Here is a 21,972-nt window from a genome sequence, read left to right as displayed (position 1 = left end):
CAGCCTCCCCCGGAAGTCCAAAAGGCCCAACTCGCCGGGCGAGCTGAACGTACGGTTGACAACGATGTCGTACCTGCTGGTCGCCCCCGACGCTCTAGCGGGTGCCGTGGGGAATCTGGCGGAGATCCAGTCCGCCCTGCATGGCGCACATTCCAGCGCCTCGCTTCGAATTCTCAGTGTCACCGCCGCCGCCCAGGACGAAGTATCGGCGGCCGTCGCCGAACTGTTCAGCTCCTTCGGCCAGACTTATCAACAGGCGAACACGCAGGTCGCGCGGTTTCATCAGCACATCGCTGACGCGTTCGCGGCCAGTGGCGTCACGTACGCCGGCGCCGAGGCCGCCAACGTTGATGTGTTGGGGACGTTGAATTCACAGGCTGAGGCGTTGTTTGGCCGTGCGTTGATCGGCGACGGGGCCGACGGCACGGCGGCTAGTCCGGATGGTCAGGCCGGGGGTCTGCTGTACGGCAACGGCGGTGCCGGATACAGCCCCACCGGCGGCGCAGTGAGCCAAGCCGGCGGCGCCGGGGGTTCCGCCGGGTTGATCGGTACCGGTGGCGCCGGCGGCCGGGGCTGGCTGGGCGGCGCCGGTGGGAGCGGCGGCCACGGCGGTTACCTGTTCGGCCACGGCGGAGCCGGCGGCGCCGGTGGCGACGCCGCACCGGGCAGCCCCGGCTTCAACGGCGCCAACGGTGCCACGGGCGGGGCCGGCGGCCGGCCGGGACTGTTCGGGGACGGCGGGACCGGTGGTCACGGTGGCCGGGGCGGTGCCGCCGGCGGCTCGGACAACATGTCCCGCGTCGGCGTTGCCGGCGGCAGCGGTGGCGTCGGTGGAGCCGGCGGGGCGGGTGGATTCCTCTACGGCACAAGCGGCGCCGGTGGCACCGGTGGGACCGGCGGCGATGGCAACGCCACTGCCGGAGGTCTGCACGGCGGGCTGGGCGGGGCAGGTGGCGTCGGCGGCGTGGCAGGAATGTTCGGGGCGGGTGGAATCGGCGGGACCGGCGGGACTGGTGGGACCTCCGGTCTGTCCAGCGCAGGTGCCGGTGGCACCGGCGGCGCCGGAGGCACCGCAGCGTTCCTCGTCGGAACCGGCGGGCAGGGCGGGGCCGGCGGCGCCGGTGCGAGCGCCAACCTGCACGGCGGCTACGGTGACGGCGGGGCTGGCGGAGGCGGTGGCAACGGCGGCGCTGGGAGCTGGGTGTACGGCACTGGTGGCGCTGGCGGAGCCGGCGGCGTAGGCGGTGACACCTACCAGGCCGGCCATTCCGGCGGCAACGGCGGCAACGCCGGAAACGGCGGAGCGGCCCGGCTTTTCGGCGACGGCGGGATCGCCGGGCAGGGCGGCACCGGGGGGCGTGGCGCGCCCGCCGACACCGCCCTCGGGCCGGGCACCGCCGGGCTGGGCGGACTCGACGGTCTCGCCGGAGCCGGCGGCCTGATCTACGGCACCTCCGGCGCCCAAGCAGGTTCCTGGATCGCCCAGCACGACGTGTTGGGGACGTTGAACACTCGGGCGCAGGAGCTGTTCGGGCGTGGGCTGATCGGGGACGGCGCGGACGGGACGGCGGCCAGTCCGAATGGTCAGGCCGGGGGGCTGCTGTACGGCAACGGCGGTGCCGGATACAGCCCCACCGGCGGCGCAGTGAACCAAGCCGGCGGCGCCGGCGGCGCGGCCGGCCTGATCGGTACCGGCGGCGCCGGCGGCCGGGGCTGGCTGGGCGGCGCCGGTGGGAGCGGCGGCCACGGCGGTTACCTGTTCGGCCACGGCGGAGCCGGCGGCGCCGGTGGCGACGCCGCACCGGGCAGCCCCGGCTTCAACGGCGCCAACGGTGCCACGGGCGGGGCCGGCGGCCGGCCGGGACTGTTCGGGGACGGCGGGACCGGTGGTCACGGCGGCCGGGGCGGTGCCGCCGGCGGCTCGGACAACATGTCCCGCGTCGGCGTTGCCGGCGGCAGCGGCGGCGTCGGTGGAGCCGGCGGCGGTGGCGGATTCCTCTACGGCAACGGCGGGACCGGCGGGGCGGGCGGGACCGGCGGGGACGGCAACGCCACTGCCGGAGGTCTGCACGGCGGGCTGGGCGGGGCAGGTGGCGTCGGCGGCGTCGCCTCGTTGTTCGGCGCCGGCGGGGGCGGTGGGACCGGCGGAAGCGGCGGCGGCTCCGGCCTGTTCAGTGCAGGTGCCGGTGGCACCGGTGGCACCGGCGCTACCGGCGCACTGCTGTTCGGGACCGGTGGACTGGGCGGGTCCGGCGGCGCCGGCGGCAGCGGAAACCTGCACGGCGGCTACGGCGACGGTGGTGCCGGCGGGGCCGGCGGGTACGGAGGCGATGGCGGCAGCCCCAACAGCGGCGGGGCCGGCGGAGTCGGCGGGACGGGCGGCAACACCTACCGGGCCGGTCATTCCGGCGGTAACGGCGGCAACGGCGGGAACGCCGGAAACGCGGGTTTGATCGGCAGCGGCGGACCCCCTGGCCGCGCCGGGTCCGGTGGGCCGGGCGGGCCGGGGGACGCCAACCATGATCCAGGCACTGCCGGACTCAGCGGACTCGACGGCCTGGCCGGCGGCGGCGGCCTGATCTACGGCTGACCCGCCAATCATGTTGGCAACGACTGAATGAAAAATTCGACAGCGCAACAATGATTGCAGTGTCTGATTTGCCCTGACCGTCGCATTCCTCAGCTTCTTAACCGCATGGTGTCTCGCGATGCAGCAGCTCTTGAATCATTCATATAGAGCCGTCCGCCAGCGAATGCTGTGAACGGGTCGCTAGGCCAACTAGTCTAGCGTGAACTCCTCCTTTCACGTCGGGCTTCGATGCCGGAACTCGTTGTTGCACAACGTTTTAAGTGACATCGGTGGCACGGTCTATGGTTGCAAATCCGCTTACTCTGCTTGCGGAGCAGGTCGTAGAGCGTTGCCGAGGGTGTGGGCTGTTGCCCTTTGACGCATTGAGGCACCGGGTTTGGCCACATGCCCACGGTGGCTACAAACTGGTGCAGGTTGCGCTCATCTCGTCCCGACCGCTCACACGCCTGGTGGGGCTCTCTCGGCTCAGATTCGTGCGCCTTTTTCGAGATTGCATTTACGGCATAAGATTTGCAGGTTGTCGACGCTTGTGGCGCCGCCGAGGGCGAGCGGGATGTTGTGGTCGTATTCGAGATAGTGTTGCGCGCCACACTGCCTACACATGCCGCCGTCGCGCTGCCAGACAGCCACTTTCACGTGTTGTGGGATTGCGCGGGTATCCCGCCGGCCGGGATCGAGTATGAGACGTTTTGCGACTCGCAGCGTTCCTGCCATAACCGCGGTCACATAAGCACTATCGTCCACCACATAGGTGGCGCTCCCTCGCCCCGTGGTCGCCTCGATGACAACGGTCCTGTATTCGCTACGCACCGAGATCACCTTCGTCCAGGGCAACTCGATGCCACTCCCGACGCCGACGAATCGAAGCTTGCGGCTGCTGGCGACCAGCCGACCTGGGTTCTGTTTCGGCCCACTGGCGAGGTAGCGGATCTGTGTCGCCGGCACATCGAGGTGCACGGTTTCGCCTATGTCTAGGTGCAGACTTCGGGCCTGAATGCGAGGGAGATTACCGTCGCGGATGCGGGAAAGCTCCAGGCCACGAAGCAACCGGTTGCGCATGGCGTCAATGGAGGGATCGGCGATCCCCAGTGCCGCGACGCTAGTTTCGAATTCGTCGAATTCGTGTTGTTCGATCACGCCGTCCGCGAAGGCGAACGTAACGACACGTTCCAGGTGGGCTAGTCCGAGCGGGCGTAGGATTGCGCGCCCGGACTCCTCAGCGATCCGAGCCCGCCGAAGTGTTGTCCAGAGAGAATCCCAAGGCGGTCCGTGGGGTCCGGTCGTGGCGAGCACATTCGTGGCATCCACCCGCCACTGGCTGAGGACGGCGTTGTCATGGTTTTCACAGGTCCGACAGGGGCGGGGCGCGCCGAATCGGCGCTTCTTTCGTGGTTGGCCGCAGCGATCACAGATGACCGGGTCGTGCTGTGCCGGTAGGCGGTGGGATTCGCCGGTGAAGCGGCTACCGTCCCACCAGTGTTGAACGCTCCCATCAGCAGGATCTGGGTACCAGTCGGCGCGTCGGCCTAAGGGCGGCAGTCGGATATCCGGATTCGATCCACCGGGTGGGGCAATACGTTGGACCAGCGGTTCCTCGTTGACCGTGATGCCGTAATCGATGGCAAGGCCCTTTAACCCGCTGTCCCATCCTTGGCCGACGGCACGGAACTTCCAACCGTCGTTTCGACGATATATCTCGCCCAATACCATCGCCGAAATAGCCTGAGGATTTGCGAGCTGGAATTCGACCAGTGCTCCGGCGACCGACCCAACGGTGATAGAGACGAATCGGGTGTCCGCGAATGTGCCGGAATCCACAGAACCTGCGATAACAATCGCGTCGATACCGGACTCGACCGCACGAAGATCAACCACCATCGTGGCAGCGGTAGATGTCGTTTCCTGAAGCGCCACTGCGCCGGATTGGTGTCGGGGCGCGTTATAGAACACGAAATCGTGATCAGATCGCACTTTCCGCGTCGAGGTAACCAAAAGCGCCTCAGGGTCGACGCGGATACCTGATCCCCATCGGAGCCGGATCGTCAGCTGAGCAGTCGGCACCGGAGTATTGGCACCGCGTACTAGTTGCTTTGGGTTAGGGCTCACTTGCGGCCGATCCTATCCCGCCACTTTCGATGACTGGGCGGCCGCCCGCAGCCGGGGACTTCGCCAAACTGTATCCCCTCTTTGCTATGCAGAACGGGGCTGCAGCCGCTCCCGGCAAAATGAGTTGCTGATCGAATTCAAGCAGAGTACGGCGGCATCGCCCTCAGCGTCGACTCACTGCGTTAGCAGGCGTCGGCTCCAGTCGGCAACCCGTCCCTCACCTGGCCAACTGATCCCGCACCAGCGGCGCGATCTTGCGCGCCATATAAGCGTGTCCCGTGTCGTTCGGGTGCACACCGTCGGTGCCGATCAGGTCCGGTCGATCCACGAACCAGCGGCGCTCGATCGGGTCGACGAACGCCGCCCCCGCGTCGCGTGCCGCCGCGTGCATGATGTCGCGGATCTGCAACACCGCACCGGGCACGTCGGCGGTCGGCCAGGGCGGGCCGATCACCAAAAACCGTGCCGCAGGCGCCAATCGGCGCGCGATGTCGAAGGTGACGCGGACCCGGTCGGCCAGCAGCCGTGGCTCCACACCCTGGTCGTTGCGGGAGCCGAAGAACATCACCAGCACGTCGTCCGGCTTGACCGCCCGGGCCGTCAGGTCCGCGAAGACGCTGCCGCGGTTGCCGACCGTGCCGTAACCGGCGCGACCTTCGGCCGCCACGTCGGCGTCGATGCGCAGCCCGCGCTGGGCGAGCAGCTGCCAGGCGCGGCACGTCCACGATGTGGCGCCCAGGCCGCCCTCGTCGGTGCCAGTCGTGTACGAATCGCCGATCACCGCAATGCGGCTCGGGCGGAAATCGAAGCTCGTCAGACGCACCGGCTGCGCCGGACTGTGAACCGTCGCAGCGGCCAACAACGAGAGACCAATGATCCACGTGGCCAGCCGACCCACCACGACACGCCTCCAGGAAAACCGGCCACCTTCACGGGGCATCAGACTCCCCCGAGTTTAGGTCGCTCTGGATCCGAACCCGCGTCGAACGCGCGGTGTTTCCGGTCTCAATTGAGTCAGCGCACGGCGGCGCGCGCCGAAATGCTTTCCGGGGCAACGCTGATGGGATCGAGATTGGTGCCGGGCGAATCGTCGGGTTCGTGCCCCGCCGGCGTGGGCCGCGCGTCGACCATCCGGCGCATCCAGCGGCGGGCCGGCTCTTCGACGAAGTGGTACAGCAGGATCGACAGTCCCACCGCGACGGCCAGCAGGCCGAAGATGTTCCAGCGCCATGGGCTGTCCGGCAGCCACGGGTGCAACCCGAAATTCACCACCGCCCACGTCCACGGGGTGTGCACCAATTCGTGCACCATGTACAGGCAGAACGAGATCTCGCCGCCGTACACCATCACCCGCGTCGACAGCAGCCACGGCAAGCTGCCGATGCCGACGGCCAGGGTGATCACCAGCGGAACGAACAACAGGTCGACCACCCCGCTGCTGTCGTACACCCCGGTGATCGGGAACGCATCGAGCAGGTACAGGATCCCGACGATGGCCACCACGAGCAGCAGGGATAAGTACCCGGCGATGCGTCGCCCCCGCTCGGTCAGCCGCAGCCTGCGCACCGCGGCACAGGCGATCGCTCCGGCGGCGAACTGGGTGACGATCCGGGGCAGCCAACTCCAGGGGGTGTAGAACACGCCACTGGCCAATAACAACACCACCGGCGGCAGCGACGCCGCGACAGCCATCAGCATCAGGCCCCGCGCCCGCGTCGCGTGCTGGATGCGGAAGATCACCAGCACCAGGCCACCGAACAGCAGATACGCCAGCCATTCCGCGCTGATCGACCAGGCCGGCCCGTCCCAGCTGGATAGGTCGAAATACGGCTGAAACCAGAGCTGGACCAGCAGGAGCTGCCGTACATAGCTGATCGCGGTGAGCCGGCCCACGTCGGGCATCGGCGTATGTCCGATGTGCAAGGTGAGAATGAACCACGCGGCGGCCAGGTGCAGGGTGACCAGATACACCGGCCACACCCGGGCCAGCCGCAGCCACAGGAAGTGCACCGTGGCGCGCAGCGAGAACGAGTGACCCATCCGGTCCAGGTAGTTCCAGGTCAACACGAATCCGCTCAGGATGAAGAACAGGTCCACACCCTGCGCGCCGCAATTGAGCACCGGGGCCAGATTTTCCCGCAGATCGGGCGACGCGTCGGCCACCATGGGCCGGAAGTGGAAGAGCACCACCCATAGGGAGGCGACGATGCGGAGTCCGGTCAGGGCCTTGATCTCGCCTTTGATCTGGCTCCTGAGTTCACCGCTTTGCACGAGGTTCTTTCCGCCTGGACTCCGCTGCCGGCCGGCAACCGGCCGCTGAGGCAGCCTAACAGCGGCGTCGGTGGGCCGGGCGTCGCGCCACTTCTTAGCAAAGAATTAGTCGTGACTAGCGGTGCCATTAAGTTTTGCGGGCACTTTAAAGGCAGGTTTGGTGGGCAACAGGGAAATGGGGCTGTTCATGACGATCGCGATGCCGGTTTCGAGCACGATCGACTGCGGGGGCGCCCAGATCCGCGCGCACTGTCGTCATCTGGCGACGGTGGTGACCATCCGCGGCGAAATCGACGCCGTCAATGTGGAGCAGGTCGGCGACCACGTTCGCCGCTTCGTGCAGGCCGACAACCCGGTGGTGCTGGACCTGAGCGGCGTCAGCCACTTCTCCTCAGCAGGTATCGCATTGCTGTGCGCCATGGACGAAGAGTGCCGCGCCGCCGACGTCGAGTGGATGCTCGTCGCGAACCAGACCGTCGCCACGCTGCTCGACGATTCGTTCCCGGTTGCCCACTCGGTGCACCAGGCCCTGCGCGGCCTGGCCGACGCCATCACCTGGCGGCGTCAAATGGTTCTGCCGCTGCTGAAGAAGTCGGCCTGAGCGTTCTGTCCCGTCGCCACCTGGCCACCGCGATCACCACCAGGATCCCGGCGACCGTCACCAACGACAGCGTCAGCACCAACAGCTGCGGGTCGTAGACGACCGATGAAGTGGCCGGTTGCCCCTCGATGATCGGCGCGACGGCGATCGTGGAACGGGTATGACCCCAGCTGACGGCGGCAGCCACCAGCGCCAGACCGGCCAGCACCAACTCGGCGAATGTCCGCCCGGTCACAGCGACGACTCGTCGTCGGAGACATCCAGCTCGTCGGCGATGTCCGGCACGTAAGGACCCATCCGTTTCTCCACCAGCGCGGTCAGCGCGTCCCGGAAATGCCGGTGCCGACGCGCCCAGGCCTGCGCAGTGCGATCACCGGTGAGCTTCAGGCCGATCCCGTACCGGCCGCGCGGCACCCCGACGAGTTCGCCGAGCGCCCGCGCCGACTGCCACCTGGCCAGCGGTTTGCCGGATGCCACCGAATTCTCGGCTTCGGGGAAGACCTTGACGATCTCGGAGACCAGGATGGTCTCGGTGCCCTGGCGCAACGCGTCCTCGGTCAGCTCGACGGAGGTGTGCACCCGCGCCGCATACACCTGCAGCGCCACGAACGCCGTCACCAGCACCAGGAAGATGAACGGGACCAGCAGCGAGATCGGCACGTGGTTGGCCCACTGGATATAGATCAACGACGCCGCCGACAGGGGACCGGCCAGCACCCAGTACCAGCTGGCACCGGACTCGTAGAACAGCCGCGTCTCGTCGGGTTCCCCCGCAGATGTCATGTGCGCCTCCGTCACGCCAGCCAACCCGCCACGTCGGCCGCCCAATAGGTCAGCACGATATCGGCCCCCGCCCGCCGGATCCCGGTCAACGACTCCAGCGCTGCGGCGCGTTCGTCGATCCACCCGTTGGCCGCCGCCGCACAGATCATCGCGTACTCCCCCGACACCTGGTACGCAGCCACCGGGACAGCTGACACGCTGGCCGCTGCCGCCACCACGTCCAGATAGCTCATCGCGGGCTTGACCATGACGATGTCGGCGCCTTCGGCGAGGTCGAGCTCAATCTCGCGCAATGCCTCGCGGGCGTTGCCGGGCTCCTGCTGATAGGTGCGGCGGTCCCCGGACAGGCTGGAGGCCACCGCCTCGCGGAACGGACCGTAGAACGCCGAGGCAAACTTTGCCGCATACGCCAGGATCACCACGTCGGTGTGGCCGGCTGCGTCCAGCCCGTCCCGGATGGCGGCCACCTGTCCGTCCATCATGCCGCTGGGACCGACCACCTGTGCACCCGAATCTGCTTGTGCCACAGCAAGTTTCACGTACCGATCCAGGGTCTTGTCGTTGTCGACCCGGCCCCGCGCGTCCAGGACGCCGCAGTGCCCGTGGTCGGTGAACTCGTCCAGGCAGGTATCGGCCATCAGCACGGTCGCATCGCCGAGATCCTTGGCCAAGTCGCGCAGGGCGACGTTGAGAACGCCGTCGGGGTCGGTCCCGGCCGAGCCGTGCGCGTCCTTGTCGTCCTCGTCGGGCACCCCGAACAGCATCAACCCGCCCACCCCGGCGGCCACCGCGGCTGCGGCGGCGCTGCGCAGCGAGTCGCGGGTGTGTTGCAGCACGCCCGGCATCGACGAGATGGGGCGTGGCTCGCCTTTCGCGTCGGCCTCAGCGCTGATGAACATCGGCAGCACCAAATGCCGTGGCTCCACCGAGGTTTCGGCCACCAGACGGCGCAGGGCCGGGGTAGAGCGCAGCCGGCGCGGACGCTGCCGTGGGTAGACCATCAGCGCTGCCCCTAGCCGCCAGTCATCGCCGGCGGCTCTTCTTCCGCGGCGGCGGCAACGCACCCTCAGCGCGCAACCGGGCGGCGTGTTCGGCCAGCGCATCGACCAGCGGACCCACCGCAGCGGTCTCCGGCTGCACATCCACCCGCAACCCGAATTCGGCTGCGGTCTCGGCGGTCTTGGGGCCGATGCAGGCGATGATGGTGCGCGCATGCGGCTTGCCGGCGATGCCGACCAGGTTGCGCACGGTCGAGCTGGAGGTGAAGCACACCGCGTCGAAACCACCGGTCTTGATCATTTCGCGGGTGGACGCCGGCGGCGGTGCGGCGCGCACCGTCCGGTAGGCGGTGACGTCCTCGATCTCCCAGCCCCGCTCCCGCAGACCCTCGGCCAGCGTCTCGGTGGCGATGTCGGCACGCGGCAGCAGCACGCGGTTCACCGGGTCGAAAATGCTGTCGTAGGGCGGGAATTCGTCCAGCAGCCCCATCGATGACTGCTCGCCGGACGGCACCAGCTCGGGGCTGATCCCGAACGCGCGGACCCGGTCCGCCGTCGACTCGCCGACGCAGGCGATCTTCACCCCGGAGAACGCCCGCGCGTCCAGGCCGAACTCACCGAACTTCTCCCACACCGCGCGCACGGCGTTGGTGGAGGTGAACACCACCCACTGGAAGCGGCCGTCGACCAGTCCCTTCACCGCCCGCTCCATCTGCGCGGGGCTGCGCGGCGGCTCGACGGCGATGGTGGGCACCTCGATGGGCAGGGCACCGTAGGAGGTCAGCCGCTCGCTCATCTCGCCGGCCTGGTCCTTGGTGCGGGGCACCAGCACGGTCCAGCCGTACAGGGCGCGGCTCTCCCACCAGTTCAGCTTGGCCCGGCTGGTCACCGTCTTGCCGATGGTGACCACCAGCGGTCCGGTCAGCGGGCCGGCCGGGTCGCTGCCGCCGCCGAGCACCGCCGGGTCGGTCAGACCAAGCAGCGTGGATTCGACCGACCGCTGCTGGCAGGTGGTGCCCTGCGCGGTCACCACGCACGGGGTGGTGTCGGCCAGCTCGTGGTCGATCAGGGTGCGTGCGGCCTCGGCCAGGTGCGACGCGGTCGCCTGCAGGATCAGCGGTCCGGGTGCGGCGGCCAGCGCCTCCCAGTCCACGTCCCCGCGCACGTCGGCGACGGTGTGCGCAGAACCCAGCGGCAGGCCGGCATAGGTCGGCACGGCGCTGCTGGGCGCCAGGCCCGGCACGATCTCGACGTGCAGGTGGGTGCGCGCGACCGCGTTCACCTCGGTGATCACCGCGTCCACCGCAAGCGGGTCGCCGGCCACCAGCCGCACCACATCGACGCCCAGGCGGGCCTCGTGCGCCAGGGTCTTGGCGACCTCGGCCGGGTCGCCGAGCGCCGGGCGGACATCGGGCTCACCCGACACCACCGCAGGCGCGGCGTGGCCGTCCGGCGGGCTGTCCGAGGACGACCCGTCCGCGCTGCCCGGCGCAGGTGCGGCGGGCACCGGCCCGGACACCGGCGGCAGATCCTTCCCGATCAACGCCAGCACCGGCTCCGGCACATCGGGGTCGGTGAGAACCAGGGTGGCATTCGCCAGCACCGTGGCGGCTCGGGTGGTCAGTAGACCGGGGTCGCCAGGACCGGAACCCACAAAAGTAATGCGGCCCGGCCTCGGCTTACGCCCTCGCGTCATCGTTGTCGCTCCCACGTGTTATCGAATCCCACTCAATTTCCTTGCACGGGGTCTTCCCGCGCTCCCCTCATCAGCTCTCGTGCGCCCAGCTCGAACAATTCCGCGGCAACTGAGAGCCCCAGTTCGCGGGCCCGGTCGACCGTGCCGATCCCGGACGCGCGGATCACGTCGGATCCGTCCAGCGCCGCCACGCAGCCGCGCAGCGACACCTCCTCGAAGATGCGCCCCTCCTCATCGATGGACTCGACCACCTCAGCGATCGCGCCCACCGGTGCGGAGCAGCCCGCCTCCAGTTCGGCGAGCAGAGTTCGCTCCGCGGTGACCGCTACCCGCGTGTCGGCATCGTCCAACTCCGCCAACACGGCGACCAACCGGCTGTCGCCGGCCCGGCATTCGACTGCGAGGGCGCCCTGAGCAGGCGCTGGCAACATTTGCACGGGCTCCAACGTCTCGGTGACGTCATTGAGACGACCCAGTCGGGCCAGACCGGCCCGGGCCACCACGACGGCGTCAAGATCACCACTGCTTACCCTGTTCAACCTGGTATCTAGGTTGCCTCTTAGGGGGCGGATTTCCAAACCGAGACCCAGTGCTCTAAGCTGTGCGGCCCGTCGCGGCGAGGACGTCCCCACCAGCGAACCGGCCGGCAATTCGCCCAGCACCAGCCCGTCGCGTGCCACCAGCGCGTCGCGGGGATCGTTGCGCGGCGGTATCGCCGCGATGGTGAAGCGCGGGTCGTCGGCGGTGGGCAGATCTTTGTGCGAATGCACGGCCGCGTCGACCCGGCCGTCCTGCATGGCCTCGCGCAGCGCGGTGGTGAACACGCCGACGCCGAGTGTTTCGATCGGCGCCGACGACCGGTCACCCACCGTGCTGATCGTCACCAACTCCGCGGGGTGACCGTTGGCGATCAACGCGTCCCTGATCGTCGCAGCCTGGGTGGTGGCCAGCAGACTGCCCCGAGTGCCTATCCGGATCACGTGCGCCAAACTACTCGGCGGACTGCTTTGAGCTATCGAAACCGCTTGGTAGAACTGGCAATTCGCCTGCGGCGACCGCATCCACCGCAGTCTGGTCGAGTTCGAAGAGCTCCCGCAGGGCCTCGGCGTAACTGTCGCCCCCCGGGGCGCTGGCGAGTTGCTTGATGCGCACCGTGGGCGCGTGCAGCAACTTGTCGACCACCCGTCGTACCGTACGGGCCACCTCTTCGCGCTGAGCGCTCGCCAAGTCGGGCAACCGGTTGTCCAGGCGCAGCAATTCCGCCTCGACCACGTCAGCAGCCCGCTGGCGCAACGCGGTGACAGTGGGGGTGACCTCGGCCATCCGCTGCCCCGCCAGGTAGGCAGCGACCTCGGCGGCGACGATGAGGCGGGCGGCGTCGACGTCGGCGGCAGCGGCGTGCGCCGACGGCTCATGTTGCACCCGGTCCACGTCGACGACCAGGACACCGGGCAGGCCGGCCACCGCCGGGTCGACGTCGCGGGGCATCCCCAGATCGCAGATGACCAGCGGCTTTGCAGTTTCGTCGCGGCGCACCCCGGCCAGCGCGTGGTGCACGTCGGCCAGCGACACCACCGGGCTCACCGCCCCGGTGCAGCTGACCACCACGTCGGCCGCGGCCATCGCGTCGGGCAACTGCTCCAGGGCCATCGCTTCGGCCGGCACGCCGGATTCGCTGAGCCGGGCCGCCAGCCGCCGCGCCCGGTCCACCGACCGGTTCAACACGAACACCCGGCCGATCCCGGCGCGGGTCAGGTGGGCGACCGCCAGCCCACCCATGGCCCCGGCACCGACCACCGCGGCGGTCTTGCCGGCCAGGGTGCCCAGCTTGCGTTCGGCGATACCCAGCGCCACCGAGACCACCGAGGCACCGGCGGCGTCGATGGCGGTTTCGCTGTGCACCCGCTTGCCCACCGACAGGGCCCGCTGCGCCAGTTCGTGCAGCACCCGGCCGACCGTGCTGTGGGTCTCCGCGGCGGCGTAGGCGCGCCGGACCTGGCCGAGCACCTGCTGTTCGCCCACCACCGCCGAATCCAGGCCGCTGGCCACCGCAAACAGGTGCTCGACGGCGGCCTCGCTGTACCGGACGTAGGCGTGCTTGGTCAGATCGCCCATCGACATCCCGGAGAACTCGGCCAGCGCCTGCCCGATCACCGACAGCCCGCCGTGAAACGCTTCCACCACCGCGTACACCTCGACGCGGTTGCACGTCGAGAGCACCATGGCCTCGGTCACCAGCGGCGATTGCAGCACCTGGTCGACGATCTTGAGCTGATCGGACTCGTCGATGCTGAGTTGTTCCAGGACGGAGACCGGCGCACTGCGGTGCGAAACCCCGAAGAGCAGGATGCTCACGGCAGCATCACCTGGCCCGCTCCCTTGCCTCTGTGAAAGTGAACTCCTTCCCAAGGTAGTCGGTTCTGCGGCGGGCTACCAAATGAGCGACCGAGGTCACCGGGCGGCGTCGAGACTGTACTGAGGGCACCGAAGCTGCGCTCAGGCCGTAACTTCCGGCCCAGACACGGCCTGGTTACCGGCTCGGCTCACAGCACCGCCCAGCGCGTCAGCGGGCGGCGAGATCGGCCCGCAGCCGCGGCTCGTCGACCTCCCAGTAGCTGTGCTCGCGGCCGTCGAGCAGTACCACCGGCAACCGGTCCCCGAATTCGGCTCGCAACTCGGCGTTCCCGGCCAGTGCCGCGGCGTCGACGTCGACGCTGGCCAGGTCGAAATTCAGCTCGCCGGCCAGTTCGGTCAACCGGGCCTGCACGCGCAGGCAGATCGCGCACCCGGCGCGGGTCAGCAACTGCACCTGAGGCCGGCTCGTCGTCATGGCCATCAGTGTGGCATCTCCGCCGCCGGTGGCAGGCGGCGTCACAGTCCGGCCGGATAGGGTTGGCGGGCAGGGACCGGCAACCGGGCCAGACAGTGACATGGGAGGTTTGTGATGGCTTCCTCCGACCCCGGCGAGGACATCGTCTACACCGGCAACCCGGACCTGGAGGCGCTGGCCGCCAATGCCAGCGCCGAACGCGCCCTCGAAGACCTGCACGCCGCCCCGACGGGCGAGCGTCCGCCGCCGCCCGTCGATCTGACCGCCGCCGCGTTCTTCGACGTGGACAACACGCTGGTGCAGGGCTCCTCGGCCGTGCACTTCGGCCGCGGACTGGCCGCACGCGACTATTTCAGCTATCGGGATGTGCTCGGATTCGTCTACGCGCAGGCCAAGTTCCAGATTCTCGGCAAAGAGAACGCCGAGGATGTCGCGGCCGGCCGCCGCAAAGCGCTGGCCTTCATCGAAGGCCGGTCCGTCGACGAACTGGTGCGCCTGGGCGAGGAGATCTACGACGAGATCATCGCGGACAAGATCTGGTCGGGAACCCGGGAGCTGACCCAGATGCACCTGGACGCCGGCCAACAGGTGTGGCTGATCACCGCCACGCCCTATGAGCTCGCGGCCACCATCGCCCGCCGGCTGGGCCTGACCGGCGCGCTGGGATCGGTGGCCGAATCGGTCGACGGCGTGTTCACCGGCCGGCTGGTGGGCGACATCCTGCACGGGGTCGGCAAAGCGCACGCGGTGCGGTCGCTGGCCATCCGGGAGGGACTGAACCTCCGACGCTGCACCGCCTACTCCGACAGTTACAACGACGTCCCGATGCTGTCGCTGGTAGGCACCGCGGTCGCGATCAATCCCGACGCCCGGTTGCGCAGCCTGGCCCGCGAGCGCGGGTGGGAGATTCGCGACTTCCGCACCGCCCGCAAGGCCGCCCGCATCGGCGTTCCGTCCGCCCTGGCGCTGGGGGCGGCCGGTGGCGCGCTGGCCGCGCTGGCCTCCCGCCGGCAATCACGCTGATAAGCTGCGCCGCTGAGCATCGTTTGAGCGGAGAGCGGCAGCATGACACTTCCCGAGGGCGCCGAAGGAATCATCGGTAAGCACTACCGGCAGCTGGACTATTTCGAGGTCGGACGCGAGAAGGTCCGCGAATTCGCGGCCTCGGTGCAGGACGACAATCCGCTGCACTACGACGAGGCGGCGGCGGCCGAAGCCGGCTACTCGTCCCTGCCTGCCCCGCTGACCTTCCTGGCCATCGCCGGGCGCCGCGTTCAGCTGGAGATCTTCACCAAGTTCAGCATCCCGATCAACATTGCCCGGGTGATGCACCGCGACCAGAAATTCTTCTTCCACCGCCCGATCATGGTCGGCGACAAGCTGCACTTCGACACCTACCTGGACTCGGTGATCCAGTCCCACGGCACGGTACTGGCCGAAATCCGAAGCGAAGTCACCGACGCCGAAGGCAAGCCGGTGGTGACCAGCGTGGTCACCATGCTTGGCGAGGCGGCGAACCATGACGCCGACGCCGAGGCGACCGTCGCCGCAATTGCATCCATCTGATCGAAGCAGGTAGCGTCTTTTTAATGACATCACAAGGCAATACGGGCAGCACCCAGCTGAAGCCGCCCGTCGAGGCAGTGCAGTCGCACTACGACCGGTCCAACGAATTCTTCAAGCTGTGGCTCGACCCATCGATGACCTACAGCTGCGCGTACTTCGATGAGAACCCGGACATCGATGCGCCGCAGACCAAGACGCTGGAAGAGGCGCAGTTCGCCAAGCGCAAGCTGGCGCTGGACAAGCTCAACCTCGAGCCCGGGATGACGCTGCTCGACATCGGCTCCGGCTGGGGTTCGACCATGCGGCACGCGGTCGAGCACTACGACGTCAACGTCATCGGCCTGACGCTGAGCGAGAACCAGCTCGCCCACTGTGAGCAGAAGTTCGCCGAGATGGACAGCCCCCGCCGCAAAGAGGTTCGCCTGCAGGGCTGGGAGTTGTTCGACGAGCCGGTGGACCGGATCGTCTCGCTGGGCGCCTTCGAGCACTTCGCCGACGGCGCGGGCGACGCCGGCTACGAGCGCTACGCCGCCTTCTTCAAGAAGTACTACAGCCTGTTGCCCGACGACGGCCGCTTCCTGCTGCACTCGATCGTGGTGCCCACGGCCGAAGAGGGCAAGGCGATGGGCCTGAAGACCACGATGAGCCTGCTGCGCTTCATCAGCTTCATCCTCAAGGAGATCTACCCCGGCGGTAAGTTGCCGCAGGTCGAGCAGGTGGACCGGTATTCGACCGAGGCCGGTTTCAAGATCGAACGCCACCACTACATCGGCAAGAACTATGTCCCGACCCTGAACACCTGGGCCGATGCGCTGGAGGCGCAGAAGGACAAGGCCATCGAGCTCAAGGGCGAGCAGGAGTACGAGACGTTCATGAAGTACCTGCGCGGCTGCTCGGACCTGTTCCGCGACGGCTACACCAACGTCTGCCAGTTCACGCTGGTCAAGTAACGACGACGGTCCAACGACAGACCCCCGGCGGCTGTGCCTCCGGGGGTTTTTCGTGCGCTGCTGTCAGCCGAAGAAAACGTTGCGGCGGCCGGCCAGCAACCGGTACAGCGTCTGCTGGATGGTCTCGCGAACCTGATCGGTCAACTCGAAGGTCACCATCGGATCGTCGGCGTCGCTCGGCGCGTAGTCGGCGGTCTGGATCGGCTCACCGAACGCGATCCGCCACTTCGACGGCAGCGGCACCAGCCCGGCGGGCCCGGCCAGCGGGAACAGCGGCGTCACCGGGAAGTACGGCAGACCGAACAGCCGCGCCAGCAACTTCACGTCGGTCAGCATCGGGTAGATCTCTTCGGAACCGATGATCGAGCACGGCACGATCGGCGCTTTCGTGCGTAGCGCCGCCGACACGAACCCGCCGCGCCCGAACCGCTGCAGCCGGTACCGGTCTTCGAAGCGCTTGCCCAGCCCCTTGTATCCCTCCGGGAAGACCGCGGTGAGCTCGCCAGAGGCCAGCAACCGGTGCGCATCGGCCGTGCAGGCCATGGTGTGGCCCGCCTTGCGGGCCGTCGAGCCCACCACCGGCAGGTCGAACACCATGTCGGCGGCCAGCAGCCGCAGGTCCCGCTCGGCGGGGTGCTCGTCGTGCACCGCCACCGACAGCATCAACCCGTCGAACGGCAGCACCCCGGCGTGGTTGGCGACCACCAGCGCGGCGCCCTCGGTGGGAATGTTCTCGATGCCACTGACCTCGACCCGGAACCACGACTTGAAGAAGAACCTCAGCAGCGGCCGCACGATCGCGTCGTTGAAGTGCGGATCGAAGCCGAATTCGTCGACGCTGTAATCACCGGTGAGTCGTTGCCGGAGGAAGCCGGCCACCGCGGCGACGCGCTGGGCGAGGTCGTTGAGCGGTGGCTCGCCACCGGACAAACCACCCGCGGCGCGCCGGTGCTGATCGATCTCGCGGACGACTGCGGCGATCTCGTCGGCTGAGGCGCGACCACTTGGATCCGAGAGCAACGAGGGGTGCTGATGCGAAGCGTCCGCACGCTGACTGGCAGCGCGGCGGCGCGCCGCTACCCGCCCCCGATTGCTGTGCAGTGGAATAACATTCGCTCTGGTTTCGCCCGCCACGTTAAATGCCCAAACCTATCTGACCCCGATGCGCGGAATTGAATTTCGGCTACCCCAGCGCTGCGCTACCGCTATAGCACGACCCTCCAAGGAGCGTACCCGATGCGGGTCGATTATGGGAGTCAGGCTACGGCCGCGAACGTAGTCGTCGAAGGCTTCCGCGGTCGTCCATTTCGGCTGATAGCCGAGCTCGGAACGCATGCGGGTGGTGTCCATCACCCGGCCGTAACTCAGGTAGGCGAACTGGTCGCGACTGATCTCGTTGTACCGGTTGGCGCGCCGCAGCGAGTCGAGTGCCCATACGCCAAAACCGGGCACTGGCAACGGAATTCGTCCCGTACGACGGATCGCCTGGGACAACATCATGATGCCGTCGGCGCCGATGTTGAACGTTCCGGCCTTGCCCACCATCGCCGCGCGTTCCAGCGCGCCCAGCGCATCCTGCTCGTGCAGCAGTTGCAGTCGGGCGTCGCGGCCGAACATCGTCGGCACCAAAGGCCCTGCGAGATAACGCGACAGCGTGGTGTCCATCGCCGGGCCGATCATGTTGGCCAGCCGCAGGATGGTCACGGCGATGTCGGGCCGGCGCCGGCCCAGTCCCCGCACGTAGCCCTCGATGTCGAGGCTGTCCTTGGCGAATCCCTCGCGGAATGGCCGGCGGCTGCTGCTGTCCTCGGTGAACATCACCGGATCGCGCGGACTCGACCCGTAGATCTCGGATGTGGACTTCAGCACCACCCGGCGCACCGACGGCGCCTTCTGGCAGGCGGCGAACAGCTGCATCGCCCCCATCACATTGAGCTCTTTGAGTGCCGCGCTGCCGCCGGAGCGCGGCGCGTAGGACGCCGCCGCGGCGTGTACCACGGTGTCGACGTCGCCGTTCCGAATTACCTTGGCAATGAACGGGTTCCGGATGTCGGCGCGCACGAATTCGGCGCGGCCCATCCGGCGCAGCATGTCCTTGCTGGGCGCGATCGCATCGACCGCGATGACCTGATTGATCAGCGGGTTCTGCGCGAGCCGCGCGGTCAGGTAGCCGCCCAGGAACCGGCAGGCACCCGTGACGAGCACCACCTTGGGGTAGTGCACGGTGTCGGCATCGGTAGGCCGGCCGCCGGTCCCCCCGCCATCCGGACTGGACGAATCCACCTCGACAGCCTATCGACGAGGCGAAACGGGAGTGTTACGGACCGGTGACGGTACGCGCGGCCAGGACTTACTTGCCAAGTTTTCTGCGCTGCACTCGAGTGCGACGTAGCAGCTTGCGGTGCTTCTTCTTCGACATACGCTTGCGCCGCTTCTTGATTACTGAACCCATGAACTCCGCTATCTGACCTGTACCGGCTCTAACTGAATGACCGGGACACTTTACCCAACCGTACGCACGCAACGCCAAACCGGCTTCCGACGGCCTGCGGGCGTAGAGCGGACGGCTGTGGTGGGACGTGCAGTGCGCGGATCAGCCCGCGTCGAAATATGACGTCTCCAACATGTCGTGTACGGCTTTGGCGTGCACCCGGAAGGAGCGCCCGACGCGAACGGCGGGCAGCTCGCCGTTGTGCACCAACCGGTAGACCGTCATCTTGGACACCCGCATCAGCGTCGCGACCTCGGCGACGGTGAGAAACTGCGTCCGGGATCCGGCGGCGTCGGCCGAACCACCGTCCCGTGCCGCTTTACCTGCTGAATTCCCTGCCGACGGCCCGTTCGTAGACGTCATCGCAACCCAATCGTGTCAGGCACGCGCAATGCCAGCGGCTTCCCCTCCGCTGGCACTAACACGTGCGTACAAAGAGGAGAATAGCGGGACTAGTGGGGTTACTGGTACTGGTGAGAGACAATCAGTCCAAAATTGGTGAATTATTCTGATGTAATTCTCAGCTGCTCAGAGCGGGTTTTGGCGGCCTGAACGGCGGCGTCGACCGCCACCCGGAATCCGCCCCGCTCCAGCGCCCGCAGCGCCGCGGCGGTGGTCCCCCCGGGTGAGGTCACCGACGCGCGCAACTGCGCCGCCGAGGCGTCCACCTTCAGTCCCATCGGCTCGCCGTCGACCGGGCGCCGCTCGGAGTCCATCCGCTCCAACAGCATCGCCGCCGAACCGGCCATGGTCTGAGCGGCCAGGTCGGTGGCCACCTGGCGGCTCAGCCCCACCGCGACACCCGCGTCCACCAGTGCCTCGACCAACAGCAAGAAGTAGGCCGGGCCGGAACCCGACACCGCGGTCACCGCATCCAGCTGCTGTTCGGGCACGGTGAGCACCCCGCCGACCGCGTCGAACACCGCAGAGACCTCGTCGAGCTGCTGCGCGGTGACGAAACGGCCCTTGGCCAGCGCGGTGACGCCGGCCCCCACCAGTGCCGCCGCGTTGGGCATGGCCCGGACCACCGGGGTACCGGCCGGCAGCTTGGACTCGAAGAAGGTGAGGGTGACACCAGCGGCCACGGTGACGAAAACCTGCTCGACGCTGTCGTTGTCGGCCGCCCCGGTCGCCTCGGCCAGCTCGTCGACCACCGCTTCGACGTCGGCGGGTTTGACCGCAACCACCACGAACGAGGCGTTTTCCACCGCCTCGCTGATCGAGGTCTGCACCAGCACGCCATAGGTGCTGGACAGGTACTTGGCCCGATCCGGCATCCGTTCGGCCACCACCAGGTCCTTGACCTGCCGGCCGGCCCGCAGCAGACCCGACAACAGGGCTTCGCCGATGCTGCCGCCGCCGATGATCGCGATTCTTGCCATGCCGCAAAGCATCGCAGACCCGGCGACCGGGTCACCCGGGAGGTGTGAGTGCCAATTGGCGGGATTGCACCACGATGCGCCCGGCGGAGTCGACCACGGTGTGGTCCTCGTCGAACCAGTCCTGCCCGATTTCGACGCAGGTGCTGATGACCCGCAGCCAGCCGTCGACGGGCAGGGCCCGCAGGTAGGCGGTGAACTGCACCGTGGGCGCCCAACCGGTGCGGTCCACCGCGAACGTCACCGGGGCCGACAGGTCGCCGCAGAACAGGGCGAACAGCGGGTCTGGCGACACCCCTCGCGGCCGCGCCCACATCTGGAACACCGGCGGCCCGCCGTCGGCGCCGCGCCCCTGAGTCGACAGCAGCGGCCGGATATCGCAACCCGCACCCAGATGCACCAGACCGGCCGAGGGGTGGCCGGGCCCGATCGGCGCGACGTCAGCGGGCGGCTCCGGGACCATCAGCTCGATCACCGGATTGACCGACAACAACGGCGCCGCCTCGTGTCCCGGTTCGCCCAGGGTGACCACCGCGTGCACGGCGGTGCGCTCGCCCTGGACCAGCTCGACGTCAGCCACGGTGATCCGGCGGCCCCGCTTGCGCAGCGTGGTCTCCAGGCGCATCGGTCCCGGATCGGGCGCGGACAGGAAGTTCACCGAGACCGCGACCGGTTGCTGGCGGGGGCCGGCGAACGCGGTCCGCGCGGCGTTGGCGCACAGCGCCACCATGGCGCCGCCGTGCACCTTGGGACCGATGGTCCAATGCTGGTCCAGCGCGCCTTCGAAGACCGGCCCGCCTGGTCCGGATCCGATTTCGCGCAGCGCCATCGCGGCGGTGAACAACGCGTCCATGTCAGCGCAGCAGGTTGGTGCGGGCGAATTGGAGCGACTCGACGAGCATCGCTTCGCGCTCGGCGGCCGATCGGGCACTCGAGGTCGACACTTCCAGCACCACGTGGCCGGTGAAATCGCCGGCGGCGAGCATCTGGCACACCTCGACGGTGGGCTGGGTGCCGCGGCCGGGCACCAGGTGCTCGTCGGCGGGCAATCCGCTGCCGTCACACAGATGCAGGTGCACCAATCCCGAACCCATCTGTCGCGCCATCTCCAACGAGTCGGTGCCGGCGGTCGCGGTGTGCGAGAGGTCCAGCGTGTAGTGCGCGTGGTTGCCGTCCAGCGGGTTGTACGACGGCGCGAACGCCGAAACGCCGGGGCCCGGCCCGCCGCCACGCCTGCGCATCCGTTCCCGGGTCTGGTCGAGTCCGAAGAACCGGTCGGTGCGAAACGGGAACATGTTCTCGACCGCCACCAGCACATTGCTGGTTTCTTCCAGGGCCTTGACCTGGTCGCTGAAGCCCTCGGCGTACCGCCGTTGCCACCGGAACGGCGGGTGCACCACCACCGTCTGGGCGCCCAACTGCTCGGCGGCCCGCACGCTGCGGTCCAGCTTGAGGATCGGGTTGGCCCCCCACACCCGCTGCGAGATCAGCAGGCAGGGCGCGTGCACGGACAGCACCGGCACGCGATATCGCTGCGACAGCTTGGCGACGGCGTCGATGTCCTGGCTCACAGACTCGCTCCAGACCATCAGTTCGACGCCGTCGTAACCGAGCCTGGCCGCATACTCGAACGCGGCCTCGGCCCGCAACGGGTACACCGAGGCCGTCGACAGGCCGACTTTGATCGCTGGGCGCACAGTCTCCTCTGGGG

General features: G+C 68.2%; 22 protein-coding genes. 5 read left to right on the top strand and 17 right to left on the bottom strand.

The features are described from left to right. Positions 1 to 64: 64 nt before the first annotated feature. Positions 65 to 2,590, top strand: a complete 2,526-nt coding sequence (locus ACZYZ9_RS07820; RefSeq protein WP_463825673.1) for a PE family protein — start codon at positions 65 to 67, stop codon at positions 2,588 to 2,590. Between the two features lie 465 nt (positions 2,591 to 3,055). Here the strand turns inward: ACZYZ9_RS07820 and ACZYZ9_RS07815 are convergent, their stop codons facing one another. From ACZYZ9_RS07815 to ACZYZ9_RS07805, 3 genes are all read right to left on the bottom strand, one after another. Further along, the gene (locus ACZYZ9_RS07815) at positions 3,056 to 4,696 is read right to left on the bottom strand and encodes a TerD family protein (protein ID WP_463825672.1); all 1,641 of its coding nucleotides are present in this window, start codon (positions 4,694 to 4,696) and stop codon (positions 3,056 to 3,058) included. Between the two features lie 217 nt (positions 4,697 to 4,913). Then, positions 4,914 to 5,594: an Rv0518 family GDSL lipase gene (locus ACZYZ9_RS07810; RefSeq protein WP_463825974.1), complete on the bottom strand. Its 681-nt coding sequence runs from the start codon at positions 5,592 to 5,594 to the stop codon at positions 4,914 to 4,916. 116 nt (positions 5,595 to 5,710) lie between these two features. Further along, the gene (locus tag ACZYZ9_RS07805; protein WP_463825671.1) at positions 5,711 to 6,967 is read right to left on the bottom strand and encodes an acyltransferase family protein; all 1,257 of its coding nucleotides are present in this window, start codon (positions 6,965 to 6,967) and stop codon (positions 5,711 to 5,713) included. 187 nt (positions 6,968 to 7,154) lie between these two features. Here ACZYZ9_RS07805 and ACZYZ9_RS07800 point away from each other — a divergent pair, with 187 nt between their 5' ends. Then, a complete protein-coding gene (locus ACZYZ9_RS07800) occupies positions 7,155 to 7,568 on the top strand; it encodes an STAS domain-containing protein (protein WP_463825973.1) in 414 nt (137 codons plus the stop codon). Here ACZYZ9_RS07800 and ACZYZ9_RS07795 read toward each other — a convergent pair. The 7 genes from ACZYZ9_RS07795 to ACZYZ9_RS07765 all read right to left on the bottom strand — a co-directional run bounded on the left by ACZYZ9_RS07795 (position 7,519) and on the right by ACZYZ9_RS07765 (position 13,881). Beyond that, complete coding sequence (locus ACZYZ9_RS07795) at positions 7,519 to 7,803, bottom strand: hypothetical protein (RefSeq protein WP_463825670.1); 285 nt, start codon at positions 7,801 to 7,803, stop codon at positions 7,519 to 7,521. The two genes, ACZYZ9_RS07800 and ACZYZ9_RS07795, sit on opposite strands and share 50 nt — an antisense overlap. After that, positions 7,800 to 8,351: a DUF3093 domain-containing protein gene (locus ACZYZ9_RS07790; RefSeq protein WP_463825668.1), complete on the bottom strand. Its 552-nt coding sequence runs from the start codon at positions 8,349 to 8,351 to the stop codon at positions 7,800 to 7,802. Before ACZYZ9_RS07790 ends, ACZYZ9_RS07795 begins: the two co-directional genes overlap by 4 nt. A gap of 11 nt (positions 8,352 to 8,362) precedes the next feature. Beyond that, complete coding sequence (gene hemB, locus ACZYZ9_RS07785; protein ID WP_463825667.1) at positions 8,363 to 9,352, bottom strand: porphobilinogen synthase; 990 nt, start codon at positions 9,350 to 9,352, stop codon at positions 8,363 to 8,365. 22 nt (positions 9,353 to 9,374) lie between these two features. Further along, a complete protein-coding gene (locus tag ACZYZ9_RS07780; protein ID WP_463825666.1) occupies positions 9,375 to 11,045 on the bottom strand; it encodes a bifunctional uroporphyrinogen-III C-methyltransferase/uroporphyrinogen-III synthase in 1,671 nt (556 codons plus the stop codon). A gap of 32 nt (positions 11,046 to 11,077) precedes the next feature. Continuing rightward, positions 11,078 to 12,025: a hydroxymethylbilane synthase gene (gene hemC / locus ACZYZ9_RS07775; RefSeq protein WP_463825665.1), complete on the bottom strand. Its 948-nt coding sequence runs from the start codon at positions 12,023 to 12,025 to the stop codon at positions 11,078 to 11,080. Between the two features lie 10 nt (positions 12,026 to 12,035). After that, the gene (locus ACZYZ9_RS07770) at positions 12,036 to 13,400 is read right to left on the bottom strand and encodes a glutamyl-tRNA reductase (RefSeq protein ID WP_463825664.1); all 1,365 of its coding nucleotides are present in this window, start codon (positions 13,398 to 13,400) and stop codon (positions 12,036 to 12,038) included. A gap of 208 nt (positions 13,401 to 13,608) precedes the next feature. Then, positions 13,609 to 13,881, bottom strand: a complete 273-nt coding sequence (locus tag ACZYZ9_RS07765) for a glutaredoxin family protein (protein ID WP_463825972.1) — start codon at positions 13,879 to 13,881, stop codon at positions 13,609 to 13,611. A 108-nt stretch (positions 13,882 to 13,989) separates the two neighbouring features. Here ACZYZ9_RS07765 and ACZYZ9_RS07760 point away from each other — a divergent pair, with 108 nt between their 5' ends. The 3 genes from ACZYZ9_RS07760 to ACZYZ9_RS07750 are packed head-to-tail and all read left to right on the top strand — an operon-like array spanning position 13,990 to position 16,391. Then, positions 13,990 to 14,898, top strand: coding sequence for an HAD family hydrolase (locus tag ACZYZ9_RS07760; protein WP_463825663.1), 909 nt, complete (start codon positions 13,990 to 13,992; stop codon positions 14,896 to 14,898). A 42-nt stretch (positions 14,899 to 14,940) separates the two neighbouring features. Continuing rightward, the gene (locus tag ACZYZ9_RS07755) at positions 14,941 to 15,441 is read left to right on the top strand and encodes an FAS1-like dehydratase domain-containing protein (protein ID WP_463825661.1); all 501 of its coding nucleotides are present in this window, start codon (positions 14,941 to 14,943) and stop codon (positions 15,439 to 15,441) included. Positions 15,442 to 15,464: 23 nt separating this feature from the next. Beyond that, on the top strand, positions 15,465 to 16,391 hold the full coding sequence (locus tag ACZYZ9_RS07750; RefSeq protein ID WP_463825660.1) for a cyclopropane mycolic acid synthase family methyltransferase: 927 nt from the start codon (positions 15,465 to 15,467) through the stop codon (positions 16,389 to 16,391). 63 nt (positions 16,392 to 16,454) lie between these two features. Here ACZYZ9_RS07750 and ACZYZ9_RS07745 read toward each other — a convergent pair whose 3' ends face one another. From ACZYZ9_RS07745 to ACZYZ9_RS07715, 7 genes are all read right to left on the bottom strand, one after another. Beyond that, positions 16,455 to 17,525, bottom strand: coding sequence for a lysophospholipid acyltransferase family protein (locus tag ACZYZ9_RS07745; protein ID WP_463825659.1), 1,071 nt, complete (start codon positions 17,523 to 17,525; stop codon positions 16,455 to 16,457). Positions 17,526 to 17,540: 15 nt separating this feature from the next. Next, the gene (locus tag ACZYZ9_RS07740; protein WP_463825658.1) at positions 17,541 to 18,674 is read right to left on the bottom strand and encodes an SDR family oxidoreductase; all 1,134 of its coding nucleotides are present in this window, start codon (positions 18,672 to 18,674) and stop codon (positions 17,541 to 17,543) included. A 67-nt stretch (positions 18,675 to 18,741) separates the two neighbouring features. Beyond that, positions 18,742 to 18,843, bottom strand: coding sequence for a 30S ribosomal protein bS22 (locus tag ACZYZ9_RS07735; RefSeq protein ID WP_003402602.1), 102 nt, complete (start codon positions 18,841 to 18,843; stop codon positions 18,742 to 18,744). Positions 18,844 to 18,984: 141 nt separating this feature from the next. Next, positions 18,985 to 19,245 (bottom strand): helix-turn-helix domain-containing protein, encoded by a 261-nt coding sequence (locus ACZYZ9_RS07730; protein WP_463825657.1) that lies wholly within the window; start codon positions 19,243 to 19,245, stop codon positions 18,985 to 18,987. 140 nt (positions 19,246 to 19,385) lie between these two features. Further along, positions 19,386 to 20,264, bottom strand: coding sequence for a pyrroline-5-carboxylate reductase (gene proC, locus ACZYZ9_RS07725; protein ID WP_463825656.1), 879 nt, complete (start codon positions 20,262 to 20,264; stop codon positions 19,386 to 19,388). Between the two features lie 31 nt (positions 20,265 to 20,295). Then, positions 20,296 to 21,114, bottom strand: coding sequence for a thioesterase family protein (locus ACZYZ9_RS07720; RefSeq protein WP_463825655.1), 819 nt, complete (start codon positions 21,112 to 21,114; stop codon positions 20,296 to 20,298). A 1-nt stretch (position 21,115) separates the two neighbouring features. Next, positions 21,116 to 21,958, bottom strand: a complete 843-nt coding sequence (locus ACZYZ9_RS07715) for a sugar phosphate isomerase/epimerase family protein (RefSeq protein ID WP_463825654.1) — start codon at positions 21,956 to 21,958, stop codon at positions 21,116 to 21,118. Positions 21,959 to 21,972 lie beyond the last annotated feature (14 nt).

It is taken from the genome of Mycobacterium sp. IDUB_28 (genome assembly GCF_055419285.1).
This window is presented reverse-complemented; position numbering and strand designations above follow the sequence as displayed.

Bases quoted from the DNA above. Each gene is read 5' to 3' on its own strand.
- ACZYZ9_RS07800 (WP_463825973.1), top strand. From the start codon at position 7,155: ATGACGATCGCGATGCCGGTTTCGAGCACGATCGACTGCGGGGGCGCC.
- ACZYZ9_RS07790 (WP_463825668.1), bottom strand. From the start codon at position 8,351: ATGACATCTGCGGGGGAACCCGACGAGACGCGGCTGTTCTACGAGTCC.
- ACZYZ9_RS07750 (WP_463825660.1), top strand. From the start codon at position 15,465: ATGACATCACAAGGCAATACGGGCAGCACCCAGCTGAAGCCGCCCGTC.
- ACZYZ9_RS07730 (WP_463825657.1), bottom strand. From the start codon at position 19,245: ATGACGTCTACGAACGGGCCGTCGGCAGGGAATTCAGCAGGTAAAGCG.
- ACZYZ9_RS07735 (WP_003402602.1), bottom strand. From the start codon at position 18,843: ATGGGTTCAGTAATCAAGAAGCGGCGCAAGCGTATGTCGAAGAAGAAG.
- ACZYZ9_RS07755 (WP_463825661.1), top strand. From the start codon at position 14,941: ATGACACTTCCCGAGGGCGCCGAAGGAATCATCGGTAAGCACTACCGG.
- ACZYZ9_RS07820 (WP_463825673.1), top strand. From the start codon at position 65: ATGTCGTACCTGCTGGTCGCCCCCGACGCTCTAGCGGGTGCCGTGGGG.
- ACZYZ9_RS07760 (WP_463825663.1), top strand. From the start codon at position 13,990: ATGGCTTCCTCCGACCCCGGCGAGGACATCGTCTACACCGGCAACCCG.
- ACZYZ9_RS07780 (WP_463825666.1), bottom strand. From the start codon at position 11,045: ATGACGCGAGGGCGTAAGCCGAGGCCGGGCCGCATTACTTTTGTGGGT.
- proC (WP_463825656.1), bottom strand. From the start codon at position 20,264: ATGGCAAGAATCGCGATCATCGGCGGCGGCAGCATCGGCGAAGCCCTG.
- hemB (WP_463825667.1), bottom strand. From the start codon at position 9,352: ATGGTCTACCCACGGCAGCGTCCGCGCCGGCTGCGCTCTACCCCGGCC.
- ACZYZ9_RS07765 (WP_463825972.1), bottom strand. From the start codon at position 13,881: ATGGCCATGACGACGAGCCGGCCTCAGGTGCAGTTGCTGACCCGCGCC.
- ACZYZ9_RS07720 (WP_463825655.1), bottom strand. From the start codon at position 21,114: ATGGACGCGTTGTTCACCGCCGCGATGGCGCTGCGCGAAATCGGATCC.